The organism is Bacillus cereus group sp. MYBK30-2 (genome assembly GCF_051915945.1).
Classification (GTDB): Bacteria; Bacillota; Bacilli; order Bacillales; family Bacillaceae_G; genus Bacillus_A; species Bacillus_A paramycoides.
Genome location: NZ_JBQAFR010000002.1, coordinates 266,974 through 281,839, shown reverse-complemented (window position 1 = coordinate 281,839; position 14,866 = coordinate 266,974). Strand labels below are relative to the sequence as shown.

Below are 14,866 nucleotides of genomic sequence, written 5' to 3'. Positions count from 1 at the left end.
TTATTTCGAATATATAATAAGGAAAAAACTCGAAATATAAAATGGGATATTTTAACTTTTATTACATAATGTTATTGTTGTGAACTGTTGTCCTAAAATACAAGTCATATATCTTGTTTCCTCTCATAAATTTAAACATAGGAATTTGTCTACAAAGGTGGCGAAGCCTCATCATGAAAATTCGAATTTGTGCCACATTCATGATTTTTCTATTTATATGGTTACATCCTTTTTGGACTTTTGCAAAAGGAGAGGAGGCAAAGGAAAGGGTCGTTTCACTTGTATATGATGATTCGGGCAGCATGAGAAATAACGATCGCTGGAAGTATGCCAATTATGCTTTGCAAAGTTTAGTTGCACTATTAGACGAGAAAGATAAATTTTCTTACGTTCCAATGAGCCGACCGAACGATCCGCTAAATATTGCTTTAACAAAGGATAAAAGGCAAACAGAAATTGATGGAATTGGAGCGTGGAAAACGTATTTAAATACTCCGTTTAGCGCAGTAGAAACGGCAATGCAATCAATAAAAAAGGAAGCGGATATAGATGGGAAACGTGAATTTTGGCTTATTGTATTAACTGACGGGGCATTTAATGATTTAGAAAAAGATAAGGTTGGCGGAAAAGAACAAATTACACAGAAGTTAGCACAGTTTAGGAAAGAAATGGACTTAAAAAAGATTTCTTTACATCCAGTCTTAATAACGATGGAAGAAGATTTAGGACAGCAAGAAAAAGAGCAGCTAAATACTTTTAAAGAAATATGGAAGAAAGAGATAAATGGTGTTACGATGCCATCTAGTGGAGAGGATGGTATTGTAAAAAGTGTGAATCAAGTGGCAGCATTAGTTGCAAATCGCGATCCATTTTCTTCTGTTGAATCGATTGTGAAAACGAAAATATCCGGAAAAAAAGTGGAGATTACAACACCGTTTCCATTAAAGCGTATGACACTTGTACGACAATCGCCTTCTTTGTCTAACTATCAAGTTGTGCAAATCTCTAAACCGTTACAGCTACAATCTTCTTTTTCCATACATGCGCCAGGAGAAGCTAAATTATTCGGAAATATAGTGCATGTAAGTACGGCGAATCAGGAAGTGATTAAGCCAGGGGCATATACGATAGAAGTGGATCAAGACATTGAGAAAGAAGGGTTACAAGTACTTGTTGAACCGGCACTTAATTATACTGTTTCTACGTATGACAAAGATGATAAAGATAGAAAAACTGTTGAGAAAATGTACGAAGGTGTAACGGCAGTTATTGAAGCAAAACCTACTGAGCTACCAATTCAGTCTTCTTATTTTGAAGCAGAAGTAGAAATAGACGGGAAGCAATATCCGATGAAGTGGGACGATAAAAGGCATGTGTTTTATTACGAAATAAAAGTTGGAAAAGAGTTAGTACGCGGGAAAGTTCATATGAATATAAAGGGATTTTATAGGCAGACGAAAGAATTCAAAATTGATACAGCTGAAAAACAGAAATTATCACTTCAAACTGTTACGAAAGATTATGAAGAAAAAGTAACAAATTTAGAAAATAGTAAACCATTTATTTTACAGCCCCAGTTAGATGATAAACCGATGACAGAAGAGGCTGTAAAGAAACTATTAAAATCTACTGGTGTCACATCTAATCAATCGATCAACTACGAATTAAAACAGCATGGTAATCAAATTTACGTTTATCCTCGTCCTTATTACTCCGACACATTCAATTTTACAGATACAGGCACCGTAGAAGCTACCATCACGATCAATGATTCAAAATTACAAGAAGTAAAAGAAAAGATTTCACTTCACATTGAAAATGCGCCGTTTTTTGAGAAGTATGCGCTCATTTTTAAATGTGTAATTCCTATCACGTTATTACTTTTAATAGTAGGAATTATTATTTTAGGATGGATTGTTCGTCCGAGGTTTCACCGGAAAGCATTATTATATTACGAATGGGATCAAGAAGTGGCGAAAGATTGGCTTTACCAATCTGAACCTGAGTTACTTAGAAATAAATGGTGGAAACACTATTTTGGCATTCCATTTCGAGCAGAAAGAAAGACTGTGCAATCTGTAACATTAATAGCGAAAAAAGGATCGAAATCTATATTTGTAGCGAAAGAATCGCAAGTAGTTGGGATGATTATTGACGGGATGTTTATTACAGAGGAAGAAGTGGGAATGGAGCATAAAACATTGTATCCAAATGAAATTTTAATAATTGATAGAGGATATGGTAAGGAGATTTACCGGTATGAATGTGAATAGTAGATGGGGTATAAGAGGGGCGGTGGAGGCTCGGCTCTCTTAATCCTTCTATTCAAACAAGCACGAATAGGAAGGTGGTTCACATGACATTACAAGTTCCAACAATTTTAATTGGCTTAGGTGGAATCGGTAGTACTGTCACACACCAAATATATGAAAAGTTACCTGAGGAGCGTCGTAAAAAGGTAGCGATGCATGTATTTGATACAGATGTGAATACATTGAGTAAATTTGATCATATTCGGAAGTTTAAGACGCAAACGAGTTCGAGTAAAACACCGAGAGAGTATATTGCGGGAGATCCAACGATTCCGGAATGGTTCCCGATGGACCCGACTATACTTGATAAACCGTTAACAGAAGGAGCAGGACAGTTACGGGTTATCTCTCGGTTAGCGCTACGTGCAGCGATGAAAGAAGATAAGCTGACATCTTTTTGGCAAGAAATTGAGAAGATTTTTCCGGTTACAAGCGATCAGACGGAATATGGTGTGCGAGTTATTATTGTAACGTCACTAGCTGGTGGAACAGGTTCAGGGATGTTTTTACAAATCGCATTATATTTACGTGAAATGCTTCGGAAAAAATTGCAGCATCATAACATTTTAATACGTGGTGCATTTTTAATGCCAGATGTTTTAGTTAAGACGAGAACGGTTAGTGCGAAAGAATTTGAAACTGTGCAAGCGAACGGCTATGCATCTTTAAAAGAGCTGCATGCTATTACGCTCGGGTCTACTGGGGAATTATCAAAACGCGGCGGTGTAACGATTGAATTAGAATATCGTCCTGATCAAGTGGATGAAGATGGAAGAACGAATCATACGATTAAGCAGCATCATTTACCGTATAATTATTGTTTCTTATATGATTATGAAAATTTACATGGGCACCATTTGCACAATTTATCGGATTATATGGAGCAAATGGCAAACACGATTTATTTACAGTTATTTAGTCCGATGTCCACAAATCATTTTGCACAAGAAGATAATCAAATCCAGCAATTAGCAGAATCAAGTGGGAAAGGTAGATATTGCGGAGCAGGAACGGCAAAACTTATTTATCCGTATGAGCATGTTTTGAAATATTGTGCATTAAAATGGGCGGTGCAAGGTTTAGATGAATCGTGGCTTCATTTAGATCAACTGTTTCAAGAGAAGAAGCAAAGATACGATCAAGATGTAAAACGTGGTATGCAGCGCGAAAAGCCGGAGCGTGGTAAAAGTTATCTAGAAGATTTAGAACATCTTGCTACTCGTCCAGAACAAGCTCATATTTTTTATAGACAAATGTACAATGAAACGCGTGAAGGGGCAGAGGGCGGAAAGCTCGGTGTTGCAAAATCAAAATTGTTTTTAGATGCTGTAGAGAGTTATGTACACCGTACAGTGCAAAAAGATGAGGAATTAAACCGCCTGCAGCATGAGTGCAAAATATCGGCTGCAAAGCTTAAAATGATGGAACAAATGAAGGGTGAAGTAGCGAGAGTTGATCATGCGGTTCGTTTATATGCTTATGCGATTCCAAGCCGTGTACATGAGCATGTTACTACCCTTTTATATGACATGATCGAATCAGACCGCTTTACACCAAGTGGCTCAGAGGGACAGTCTTACCAATTAAATACATGGTTTTTAAAGAAAACCGATCCTGTTCATCCAGTAGCAGCACGTTTCATGCTGTATGAAATTCGTAAGCAGTTAGTAGAGAAGATGAATCGACTACATGAAAATAATGAACAAAAGCGTAATTTAATTCAAAACTACGATAAGAAATTTAATGTGAGTAATATTGATGGAACTGTAACGGCTGTTCGCCGCGTTGAAATTGCCCAGCAACAAGGTTGGTTTGGGAAAACGTTTTATAATCAGCAGCGTTTGTTCAAAAAAGAATTTGAAGATATCGTAACGCAATATGTACACAAATTAAGTGAGTATCGCAAAGAAATGTTGTTAGAACTCGTGTACCAGTCGCTATATCAAGCGGTTAATAAAATGATTCAATATTGGGAAAGATTCTTTGATAATTTACAAGAAACACGTGAAAATTTATTGTTTGAAATTCAAAAGCGAAGTAAAGAATTTGAAGGGAAAACGAATCCGACGAATGTATATGTGTTAGCTGAAGAGAAATTGCAAGAAAAGATTTGGCAAGATATGCAGCAACATTTAAATTTAGGTGTATTACCGAAAGATATATCAGCAGAAATTTATATGAGTTTGTACGGGGAATATTGTCGTGATGCAAAAACTGAAGAAATTCAGTCGAAAAAGGTTGAAGACTTCTATCGTGAACATATATTGAGTTATTGTTATGACGAACTTCAAGTGCGCTATCGTGACAAGTTAGAGCTTAATATCGTTGAAGCGTTGCGAAAAGAAGCAGATTTCAAGAAACGTGATCGTGATGAATACGTTCGTGAAAAAATTGAAGATCTTTTCCATTTAGCAAGTCCGTTCGTTCCGAAAGTTTCTCATCATAGAGAGTTACAATATTGGGGCGTACACCCTTCTTTAAAACAAGAATTGCAAGAAGAGTTACTGCAAGAAATGTTTAAAGAAAAAGATACGGTAAACGAGGCATTTTCACCATTTGAAGTGATTTGTTATCGTGCTCATTACGGATTATCGCTACAAGATTTTCCTAAGCTTTCATCTGGGCATATTGCAAATGGTTTTATGAATGATAAAGGTGACTACTTTCAATCGTATTATCGCCGTGTGAACAAATTAAATAGTAAAAAGTCTAGTTTGACGCCGCATTTAGATAAGTATTGGCACTTACCAGCATTTATGCCAGACTTGAATGCAACACAAACGAAGTTAGACTACGATAAGTGTAATCGCGCTCTTCTATACGCGTATATGTATCGTTGGATTAGTTTAGTTGCTGTTGATGGACAGTTCGTGTATCAATATAACGGTGTCGGGCGTAGCTTTTTAATTCAGTCGATGGGGAAAAATATATCAAGCGAAAGTTATAAATTGCACAGAGCATTGCTCCATAATCCGTTTATTTATGAAAACATCTTGTCACGATTTGAAGAAGAACAAGAAAAAGCTATGATACAAGGTGGACATTTATATACACATGCATTTGTATTAGGCGCCCAAGATATAAGATGGCTTCGTAAAGAGCATGTTCATAATATTTTAGATATGATTTTAATGTATGACCGTGAGGCAAAATATGACCCGACGTTAGAAGAGACATCCGACGAGTTGTTAAGGCTATTCCTTGATGAAATTGAGCTGTATTTCCAAAATTATTACGGAACGGGTGCAGATATGGTTGCGAAGAAAGAGAAAGAGATGTTTATTAAACAATTGTGGGATCGTTCGTATGCGAAAGGGTATGTGGATCCAAATAGTGCACCTTATAAAAAATGGCAAAATTTATTACACGTTCACGATGAAGAAGTGCCAAAAACGAATGTATAATGAATGAAAAGGGAATCCTTAAGAATGGCAATACAACTTTAGAAAAGAGGGATTCCGATGCCGTTTTTAGGAAGTGTATATCAAATATTTGGATTATATCCAGAAATTTATTATGGAATGATTTCAGCAGAGATGCAAGAAGAAGCTCAAAAGGAACACATCGAAAATAATAATGTAGAAAATAAAGTGGAAGAATGAAAAGTGCAGATGAAAATCTGCGCTTTTTTATTTTTTTTAGTGAAAATACTGTGTGTAATGCGTGGGAAAGTTGATCAGTCTATAAATCTAGGTGATTACTTCAATATAACGAATTATCTGGTTTAATTGTAGTTGTATGCAATATCTACATTAAATTTGATGTATAAAAATCAATTCTCAAATAATATAAAGTGTGTAAAAATGGAAAATAACAATGTTTATAAATTGTATTTTATATTTCGAGATATCATTACATTTATAATTATTCAATTTAAGTGAATTAATTATATTGTTGACAATATAATTAATCGTGTGATAAATTCAATCAATCTTCTAAAAACATGCCTGTTAACAAGCGCGTTTTTAGAAGATTGATTTTTCTGATTTTAAAGCGTGTAATTTGTGGAGTTTATATAGGGAGTGATAGTAAAGCATGAATATTATTAATGTGTAATAGCAACAGTAATAAAGAGTGTAATAAGTAAGGGATAATTTTGAAAAAGAGGTTTCTACGAATGAGTTTATTAATAAAGAAAGCAATGGATGAAGAAAAGAAAAAAGTATTGAATCAAACTTTAGGAGCAATTGACCTAACTCTTTTAGGAATTGGAGCAATTATCGGTACAGGAATTTTCGTTTTAACAGGTATTGTAGCAGCGAAACATGCTGGTCCAGCAATTGTATTATCTTTTATGTTAGCTGCAATTGTATGTGCATGTGTAGCCTTTTGTTATGCTGAATTTGCATCTACAGTCCCGGTCTCAGGAAGTGTGTATTCGTATACGTATATGACATTAGGTGAGATTTTTGCTTTTATAGTTGGCTGGTGTGTAATGCTAGAGTACTTATTAGCTACTTCTGCAGTGGCGGCGGGATGGTCAGCCTATTTCCAATCATTGCTACTAGGGTTTAATATTCATATTCCGACAATCGTTGCTTCAGCACCAGGGATGGGGAATGGCGGAATTATTGACTTGCCAGCGGTTATTATTATTTTAGTTGTTACATTTTTGTTAAGTCGTGGTGTGAAAGAAAGTGCACGTATAAATAATATAATGGTTATTATTAAACTGGCTGTTATTTTAGTATTTATTATTGTAGGAGCGAAATATGTAAAACCAGAGAATTGGCAGCCGTTTCTTCCTTTTGGATATCATGGTGTTATTGGAGGGGCTGCTACTGTATTTTTTGCCTTTTTAGGTTTCGATGCAGTTGCAACAGCAGCAGAGGAAGTGAAACGCCCACAACGTAACGTTCCAATTGGATTACTTGTCTCTTTATGTATTTGTACGATTCTTTATGTTGGTGTTTCATTCGTGTTAACTGGAATGGTTCCGTTTACGGATCTGAATGTAGCTGATCCAGTTGCATATGCTTTGCGTATTGTGGGAGAGGATAGAATTGCTGGTCTATTATCAGTTGGAGCGATAGCTGGTTTAACGACAGTGCTGTTAGTTGCTATGTTTGCATTTGTTCGAGTATCTTACTCGATGAGCCGAGATGGCTTGCTACCAAAAAGATTTTCAAGCGTTCATAAACGTTTTCAAACACGATTTTTTAATACATGGATTACGGGTATTCTTGCGGCTTTATTAGCAGGTTTATTGGACTTGAATTTGTTGGCAAATTTAGTGAATGTGGGAACGATAACAGCGTTTATATTTGTATCTATAGCTGTAATTGTATTAAGGAAGACACATCCTAATCTGAAAAGACCGTTCCGTGCTCCTTTCGTTCCATTCTTACCTATACTTGCGATAGTAAGTTGTTTATATTTAGCATTAAATCTCTCTAAAACCACTTTAATCAGTTTTGCAATTTGGGTTATTGTAGGTATTTTTATCTATTTTATATACGCAAAAAAACATAGTAATATTAGAAATAGAGTGTAAGCATTAAAATTATGGTTGTAGGTTAAAAAAGGTTTATTTTTAACCTATAGCCATTTTTAAATTGTGTGCATCTTATTTTCGTGTTAACATAAAGCGAATTTTTTTAGGGAGAGAAAGAAATGAAATGGATTTATTTTATAATTATCAATGTTATTGCATGTAGTATGATGGGGCTTGATAAGCGAAAAGCAAAGAAGAAACAGTGGAGAACGCCAGAAAGTACGTTATTTTTATCAGCTGCAGCTGGAGGAGCGGTTGGAGCTTGGATTGGTATGTATATGTTTCATCATAAGACACATAAAAGTAAATTTGTCTTCGGTATTCCAGTGCTCGTTATTGTAACAGTTGGCATGTTTTTATACATATAAGGGATTGGCAAGAGGAATGTCGAAAGAAATGCAGATTGGATATTGGTAAAGTAAGCATGTAAGAACTTATAATGAAGAAAAAAAGAGAAGAGGAGAACAAGGAAGATGGGGAGTCAAACAGCACAACAAAAGCAGGGGATTATATATGCGGCGGGTGCGTATACGATGTGGGGAGTCCTTCCGATTTATTGGAAATGGGTGGAGGAAGTTCCGGTAGACGAAATTTTAGCGCACCGCATTGTTTGGGCATTTGTTTTTATGTTGTTAGTTTTAGGAGTAACGAAGAGGTTTCGTCAGTTTGGTGGGGAGTTAGTGACCCTTTTTAAACGACCTAAATTATTAATGTCATTAACAATTGCTTCGGTACTCATTAGTGGAAACTGGTTTGTATACATATGGGCCGTAAATCATAACCATGTAATCGAAGCAAGTCTTGGTTATTATATTAATCCACTTATAAGTATTTTACTTGGTACAGTTGTTTTAAAAGAGAAGCTTAATTTTTGGCAATATGTTGCGGTTGGTTTAGCCGGAGTAGGCGTTGTTATTTTAACAGTACGTTTCGGATCTATTCCATGGGTTTCTCTTTCACTTGCTTTTTCATTTGGATTATATGGATTAACAAAAAAATTATTAAATTATGACGCGACAATTGGGCTTACAATGGAAACGATGATAGTGACGCCATTTGCGCTTATCTATTTGTTTATGACAGGAGTGCATGGCTTTGGTTCGTTCGGTTCCATTTCGGTTACATCAACGTTTCTTTTAATAGGAGCAGGTATTGTCACAGCATTACCACTCTTTTATTTCGCTAAAGGGGCACAGCTTATTCCGCTCTATATGATAGGGTTTTTACAATATATTGCACCGACTATTAGTTTAATTTTAGGTGTATTCGTTTTTGGTGAACATTTCACATCTACTCATATGATCGCATTTTTCTGTATATGGGTTGCGTTATTTGTCTTTTCGATAGCGAAAACAAAGTTTTTACTACAGAAACAACCGAAATTTATTAAAAATAAATCAGCAAAAGTATCATAATGCGTAGTATTTTCTACGCATTTTTCTTTATAATTATAATTATATAGAAGTCCATTATAGTCAGTGAGGAGCTGAAAAACATGGAAACAATTTTACATAATGATCCGCTTATGGCAGCTATAATTTCGTGGTTTTTAGCGCAGTTAACGAAAGTTGTTTTTAAATTAGTAAAAACCGGCGAGTTTGATTTTGCAAAGTTTTTCGCTTCAGGTGGAATGCCAAGTTCACATGCCTCGACTGTTACGGCACTTGCTACAGGTGTCGGAGTTGTAGAAGGGGTGGAAAGTTCAATGTTCGCGGTTGCCGCTATTTTTGCCATTATTGTTATGTATGATGCTTCGGGAGTAAGACTTGCGGTAAGTAAGCAAGCGAAAATATTGAATGATTTTTTTCACGGCAGGCAAACAGATTATAAAAAGTTAAATGAGCTCGTTGGACATACACCGTATCAAGTTGTTGTCGGGGCGCTATTAGGAATTTTTGTCGGGGTTGGATATTGTTTGTAAGCAGAATGTGTACTACACACATTCTGCTTTTCTTTATTTCCATACATATTTAGCTGGCTTTTCGAATATCGTATACGGACTTAGAAAGGGTGGGTGAGTAGAGTGCTACTATATGACAAGGTGCGTGATGAAATTGAGCGGAGAACGACTGCACTTCAAACGATGCAAAGGCAAGATGGAACGTGGAGATTTTGTTTTGAAGGGGCTCCGTTAACGGATTGTCATATGATTTTTTTACTTAAATTGTTAGGGCGAGATGATGAAATAGAACCATTTGTGAAAAGGTTAGCATCCCTCCAAACAAATGAAGGAACATGGAAATTATATGAAGATGAGCCTGGAGGGAATTTATCTGCCACAATTCAAGCATATGTTGCTTTACTTGCTTCGAGAAAGTATTCGAAAGAAGATGTGAATATGAGGCGAGCTGAAATATTTATTAAGGAACGCGGTGGAGTTTCTCGTGCTCATTTTATGACGAAATTTTTATTAGCTATTCACGGGGAATATGATTATCCTGCTCTTTTTCACTTCCCAACACCGATCTTATTTTTACAAGATGACTCCCCCCTCAGTATATTTGAGCTAAGCAGCTCAGCACGGATACATTTAATTCCGATGATGATTTGTATGAATAAGAGATTTCGTATAGAGAAAAAGTTATTGCCAAATTTAAATCATATTGCAGGCGGGGGTGGACAATGGTTTCGAGAGGAGCGGTCACCGCTGTTTCAAACATTATTGGGCGATGTGAAAAAGGTAATATCATATCCGCTTTCTTTACATCATAAAGGATACGAAGAAGTAGAGCGCTTTATGAAAGAACGTATTGATGAAAATGGAACTTTGTATAGTTACGCGAGTGCTACGTTTTATATGATTTATGCTTTGCTTGCATTAGGACACTCTATTCAGTCTCCTGTTATTGAGAAGGCTGTAACAGGATTGAAGTCTTATGCATGTAAGATGGAAAGGGGGAGTCACTTGCAAAATTCTCCTTCTACCGTATGGGATACCGCTTTACTCAGCTATTCATTACAAGAGGCCAATGTTACAAATGAAAATAAGATGATTCAAAGGGCGACAGAGTATTTATTGCAAAGACAGCATAGTAAAAAAGTAGATTGGAGCGTACATGCACCTTTACTCGTAGCTGGCGGTTGGGGATTTTCAGATGTTAATACGACGATTCCTGATGTAGACGATACAACAGCTGCTCTTAGAGCATTAGCACGAAGTAGAGGGAATGGTAAAGTAGATAGTGCGTGGGGAAGAGGCGTAGAATGGGTAAAAGGATTACAAAACAGTGATGGAGGCTGGGGAGCTTTTGAACGAGGGGTAACGAGCCGTATATTAGCAAATTTGCCGATTGAAAACGCGAGTGATATGATAACAGATCCGTCTACACCAGATATTACAGGTAGGGTGTTAGAATTTTTCGGCACATATGCGCCGAATGAATTGCCAGAGGAGCAAAAAAAGAAAGCTGTAAAATGGCTAATGGATGTACAGGAACAGAATGGATCCTGGTATGGGAAATGGGGGATATGCTATATATATGGTACATGGGCAGCGATGACAGGCTTACGTGCATTAGGAATTTCTTCGACTCATACGTCATTAAAAAAAGCAGCATCATGGCTCGAGCATGTACAGCATGCAGACGGAGGTTGGGGAGAATCATGTCAAAGTAGTGTAGATAAAAGATTTATTTCTTTGCCCTTTAGTACGTCGTCACAAACGGCCTGGGCACTTGATGCGCTCATTTCTTACAATGATAAAGAAACACCGATTATTCGAAAAGGAATTTCATATTTGCTCACGAAGCCTACTATGAATGAAAAATATCCTACTGGTACAGGGTTACCGGGGGGATTTTATATTCGTTATCATAGTTATGGACACATATACCCGTTGCTTGCTTTAGCACATTATATAAAAAAATATAAAAAATAAACCGAGAGTAGCCTCGGTTTATTTTTGGGGTAGTAGGTCCCTGTTGAAAAGAATAAGGAACATTGTAGTGCCTTATTTTTCAGTTGACTGGCGTTTTTGACGTGCATCAGCGGCATCTGCACGTGCGTTTGCTTCTAAGTCATTGTGGTCAGCGAGTTCACGAGAAAACTCAACATCAATGCCATCAGTAGCTTTGTTTTGATCTACATTCTTTTTTTTCATTTGACACAATCTCCTTGTGTTTTATGCGGTGTTGCAAAGTTAGTTTGACACAAATAGACTTTTTTATACAAAGAGGATTTGGAAAGCAAAGAGCCGAAATATACAGTATAACGAATAGAAATGGGGGATAGGAATGGACCTTTTAAATGGGAAAACAGCTGTTGTAACAGGTGCTGCGCAGGGGATTGGAAAAGAAATCGCAAGAGTTTATGCGAAGCTTGGGGCTAAAGTATTAATTAGTGATGTAAATGAAGAGAAGTTACAAGAAACGACACGTGAGTTATCGGATGAAGGATATGAAGTGAGCTTATATCGATGTGACGTGAGTAATCAAAGTGAAGCGAAATCATTAATTGAGTATGCGGTTCAAAAATTTGGTGCATTACATATTTTAGTGAATAATGCTGGAATTACAAAAGATGCAATGTTACATAAAATGGAGAAGTCTGCTTGGGAACAAGTATTACAAGTTAATTTAACTGGCGTTTTTTATTGTATGCAGCCAGCGCTTCTTTATATGAGACAACAACAGTATGGACGGGTTATTAATATTTCTTCTATTAGTAGGGAAGGAAATATTGGACAAGCAAATTATGCGGCTACAAAAGCAGGGGTCGTAGGTTTAACAAAAACAGCAGCGAAAGAGGTTGGAAGTTTTGGTATTACATGTAATGCGATTTGTCCAGGATTTATGGATACAAATATGACCAAAACAATACCGGATAAAGTAAAAGAGAAAATGGTTGGAGCGATTCCGGTTGGAAGAATCGGAACACCGGAGGATATTGCAAACGCAGCTGCCTTTTTAGCATCGGAGTATGCGTCGTACATTACAGGAGAGGTATTACATGTTAGCGGCGGATTGCAAGTTTAAATGAAATACATAATGAAAAGAACCTGACTTATCCAGTCAGGTTCTTTCTCGTTAGTTTAAGTTGATCCAAACGCTCTTCACTTCTGTATAGTTGTTTAGCGCATAAGATCCCATTTCACGGCCAAGTCCAGATTGTTTAAAGCCACCAAACGGAGATGCTGCATCAAAGACGTTATAACAGTTTACCCATACTGTACCTGCACGAACTTTACTTGCGATATAATGTGCAGTTTTTACGTTTTCTGTCCATACGCCAGCCGCTAAACCGAATTGTGATTTGTTCGCACGTTCAATTACCTCGTCAATATCATTGAATGGTAATGCAGAAATAACTGGACCGAAAATTTCTTCTTTAGCGATTGTCATCTCATCATTTACGTCAGCAAATACTGTTGGAGAAACGAAATATCCTTGATCGAATGGCTTGTTTCCTCCGCAAAGTACTTCGGCACCTTCTTCAATTCCTTTTTCAATATAGCCCATTACGCGTTTTTGCTGTTCTTCAGAAACGAGAGGACCGATTGTAGTTTCTGGATTTAATCCAGCGCCTTGATTTAATTTTTTAGAATATAGAACGAGATCAGCCATGACATTATCGTACATTTTCTTCGGAATAAATAAGCGTGATCCAGCACAACACACTTGTCCTTGGTTAAACATAACACCAGAAAGTGCAGCTGGAATTGCTCGAGATAAGTCAGCGTCTGGTAAAATAATGTTTGGTGATTTACCACCAAGCTCTAATGTAACGCGTTTCAATGATTCAGATGCTTGTCTCATAATTTGTTTTCCGACTGGAGTGGAGCCTGTAAATGCGATTTTATCAACAAGTGGATGATTAACGAGAGCTTGTCCAGCTGTTTCCCCGAATCCAGGAACGATGTTGACAACGCCTTTCGGGAATCCAGCTTCTTCAAATAATTCAGCTAAGTATAGAGCGGATAGTGGAGTTTGTTCAGCAGGTTTTAGGACGATTGTACATCCTGTTGCAAGAGCGGCTCCCATTTTCCACATTGCCATAAGAAGTGGGAAGTTCCATGGGATAATTTGGCCGACAACACCAACTGCTTCATGGCGTGTATAGTTAAAGTACTCACCGGAAACAGGGATTGTTTGCCCAACGATTTTTGTAGCCCAGCCAGCGTAATAACGCATATGTTCAATTGCAAGCGGGACGTCTGCTGTCATTGTTTCACGGATTGGTTTTCCGTTATCTAACGTTTCGAGCTGTGCAAGCTCTTCTTTATGTTCTTCCATTAAATCAGCAAGCTTGTACATAAGACGACTTCGTTCAGAGGCGCTCATACGTGACCAAGGACCTTCGTCGAAAGCCATTCGAGCTGCTACGACAGCTTTATGAATATCTTCGCGACCAGCTTCAGAAACGACAGCTAGAGTTTCACCGGTTGCTGGGTTAGGAGTTTTAAATGTTTTTCCGGAAGCGCTTTCGATAAACGCTCCGTTCACATATAGTTTCTTTGTACCTTGAAGAAATTTCTCTACCTTTTCATGAAGATTTACAGCTAGTTGACTCATTGTATAACCCCCTTGAAAATATAATGTAAACGCAGTACGAGACGGCGTTTATTCCGAAATCAAGGATGTGGGAACTAGATGAAAAGCCTCTACTTAAAATCATAAATAACAAATACAGAAAATTCAAATTTCATTTGTGTTACAAATGTAAAAAATATGTAATGAAACATTGTATTCTATATAATTACAAAAAATCCTGCGCGTTTTTGTTTTCTAGTAGGAAAAACTAGAAGAACAGTGGTACAATTATACCTCGTGAGAGGAGGGGGAAAATGAAGGATTATCATGATGATCCACGCTTTCGAATTGCCCATAGAGAAGCGTTAATTGGTCTTGGACTAGCTATTATTAATTTTATAATATGGTATGGATTTGCTTATGGGCTTGGTAGTAAGGATCCGAGTGAATATACATATGTATTAGGCTTTCCGGCATGGTTTTTTTATAGCTGTATCGTTGGATTTATCGTAATAGTTATTTTGCTTATTTTAGTTGTTCGTTTTTTATTTCAAGATATTTCACTCGATGAGGAAGAAAAAAGTGAGGAATGA

General features: G+C 36.9%; 12 protein-coding genes. 10 read left to right on the top strand and 2 right to left on the bottom strand.

The window, feature by feature from the left end; genetic code table 11:
* Nucleotides 1-173 precede the first annotated feature (173 nt).
* The 8 genes from ACTFQM_RS12990 to ACTFQM_RS12955 all read left to right on the top strand — a co-directional run bounded on the left by ACTFQM_RS12990 (nt 174) and on the right by ACTFQM_RS12955 (nt 11,683).
* Complete coding sequence (locus tag ACTFQM_RS12990; RefSeq protein WP_440034691.1) at nt 174-2,273, top strand: vWA domain-containing protein; 2,100 nt, start codon at nt 174-176, stop codon at nt 2,271-2,273.
* Nucleotides 2,274-2,356: 83 nt separating this feature from the next.
* A complete protein-coding gene (locus ACTFQM_RS12985; protein WP_048371339.1) occupies nt 2,357-5,716 on the top strand; it encodes a tubulin-like doman-containing protein in 3,360 nt (1,119 codons plus the stop codon).
* 57 nt (nt 5,717-5,773) lie between these two features.
* Nucleotides 5,774-5,914 (top strand): phosphonate ABC transporter permease, encoded by a 141-nt coding sequence (locus ACTFQM_RS12980; protein ID WP_440034689.1) that lies wholly within the window; start codon nt 5,774-5,776, stop codon nt 5,912-5,914.
* Between the two features lie 515 nt (nt 5,915-6,429).
* On the top strand, nt 6,430-7,806 hold the full coding sequence (locus ACTFQM_RS12975; RefSeq protein ID WP_440034686.1) for an APC family permease: 1,377 nt from the start codon (nt 6,430-6,432) through the stop codon (nt 7,804-7,806).
* Nucleotides 7,807-7,925: 119 nt separating this feature from the next.
* On the top strand, nt 7,926-8,174 hold the full coding sequence (locus ACTFQM_RS12970) for a DUF1294 domain-containing protein (RefSeq protein WP_440034683.1): 249 nt from the start codon (nt 7,926-7,928) through the stop codon (nt 8,172-8,174).
* Nucleotides 8,175-8,279: 105 nt separating this feature from the next.
* Complete coding sequence (gene rarD / locus ACTFQM_RS12965; RefSeq protein WP_440034681.1) at nt 8,280-9,221, top strand: EamA family transporter RarD; 942 nt, start codon at nt 8,280-8,282, stop codon at nt 9,219-9,221.
* Between the two features lie 80 nt (nt 9,222-9,301).
* Nucleotides 9,302-9,727 (top strand): divergent PAP2 family protein, encoded by a 426-nt coding sequence (locus ACTFQM_RS12960; protein WP_400528180.1) that lies wholly within the window; start codon nt 9,302-9,304, stop codon nt 9,725-9,727.
* A gap of 102 nt (nt 9,728-9,829) precedes the next feature.
* The gene (locus ACTFQM_RS12955) at nt 9,830-11,683 is read left to right on the top strand and encodes a terpene cyclase/mutase family protein (protein WP_440034680.1); all 1,854 of its coding nucleotides are present in this window, start codon (nt 9,830-9,832) and stop codon (nt 11,681-11,683) included.
* A gap of 72 nt (nt 11,684-11,755) precedes the next feature.
* On the opposite strand, the gene ACTFQM_RS12950 is transcribed toward ACTFQM_RS12955, so the two are convergent.
* Nucleotides 11,756-11,905: a YfhD family protein gene (locus tag ACTFQM_RS12950; protein WP_002172854.1), complete on the bottom strand. Its 150-nt coding sequence runs from the start codon at nt 11,903-11,905 to the stop codon at nt 11,756-11,758.
* A 133-nt stretch (nt 11,906-12,038) separates the two neighbouring features.
* Here ACTFQM_RS12950 and fabG point away from each other — a divergent pair, with 133 nt between their 5' ends.
* Nucleotides 12,039-12,779 (top strand): 3-oxoacyl-ACP reductase FabG, encoded by a 741-nt coding sequence (gene fabG / locus ACTFQM_RS12945; RefSeq protein ID WP_440034678.1) that lies wholly within the window; start codon nt 12,039-12,041, stop codon nt 12,777-12,779.
* Between the two features lie 51 nt (nt 12,780-12,830).
* On the opposite strand, the gene dhaS is transcribed toward fabG, so the two are convergent.
* On the bottom strand, nt 12,831-14,315 hold the full coding sequence (gene dhaS, locus ACTFQM_RS12940; RefSeq protein ID WP_048371327.1) for an aldehyde dehydrogenase DhaS: 1,485 nt from the start codon (nt 14,313-14,315) through the stop codon (nt 12,831-12,833).
* Between the two features lie 272 nt (nt 14,316-14,587).
* Between dhaS and ACTFQM_RS12935 the strand changes: the two genes are divergently transcribed.
* Complete coding sequence (locus tag ACTFQM_RS12935) at nt 14,588-14,866, top strand: YhdT family protein (protein ID WP_002172851.1); 279 nt, start codon at nt 14,588-14,590, stop codon at nt 14,864-14,866.

Excerpts from the sequence above, each read along its gene's own strand:
- ACTFQM_RS12990 (WP_440034691.1), top strand. The coding sequence starts at position 174 with ATGAAAATTCGAATTTGTGCCACATTCATGATTTTTCTATTTATATGG.
- ACTFQM_RS12985 (WP_048371339.1), top strand. The coding sequence starts at position 2,357 with ATGACATTACAAGTTCCAACAATTTTAATTGGCTTAGGTGGAATCGGT.
- ACTFQM_RS12980 (WP_440034689.1), top strand. The coding sequence starts at position 5,774 with ATGCCGTTTTTAGGAAGTGTATATCAAATATTTGGATTATATCCAGAA.
- ACTFQM_RS12975 (WP_440034686.1), top strand. The coding sequence starts at position 6,430 with ATGAGTTTATTAATAAAGAAAGCAATGGATGAAGAAAAGAAAAAAGTA.
- ACTFQM_RS12970 (WP_440034683.1), top strand. The coding sequence starts at position 7,926 with ATGAAATGGATTTATTTTATAATTATCAATGTTATTGCATGTAGTATG.
- rarD (WP_440034681.1), top strand. The coding sequence starts at position 8,280 with ATGGGGAGTCAAACAGCACAACAAAAGCAGGGGATTATATATGCGGCG.
- ACTFQM_RS12960 (WP_400528180.1), top strand. The coding sequence starts at position 9,302 with ATGGAAACAATTTTACATAATGATCCGCTTATGGCAGCTATAATTTCG.
- ACTFQM_RS12950 (WP_002172854.1), bottom strand. The coding sequence starts at position 11,905 with ATGAAAAAAAAGAATGTAGATCAAAACAAAGCTACTGATGGCATTGAT.
- fabG (WP_440034678.1), top strand. The coding sequence starts at position 12,039 with ATGGACCTTTTAAATGGGAAAACAGCTGTTGTAACAGGTGCTGCGCAG.
- dhaS (WP_048371327.1), bottom strand. The coding sequence starts at position 14,315 with ATGAGTCAACTAGCTGTAAATCTTCATGAAAAGGTAGAGAAATTTCTT.
- ACTFQM_RS12935 (WP_002172851.1), top strand. The coding sequence starts at position 14,588 with ATGAAGGATTATCATGATGATCCACGCTTTCGAATTGCCCATAGAGAA.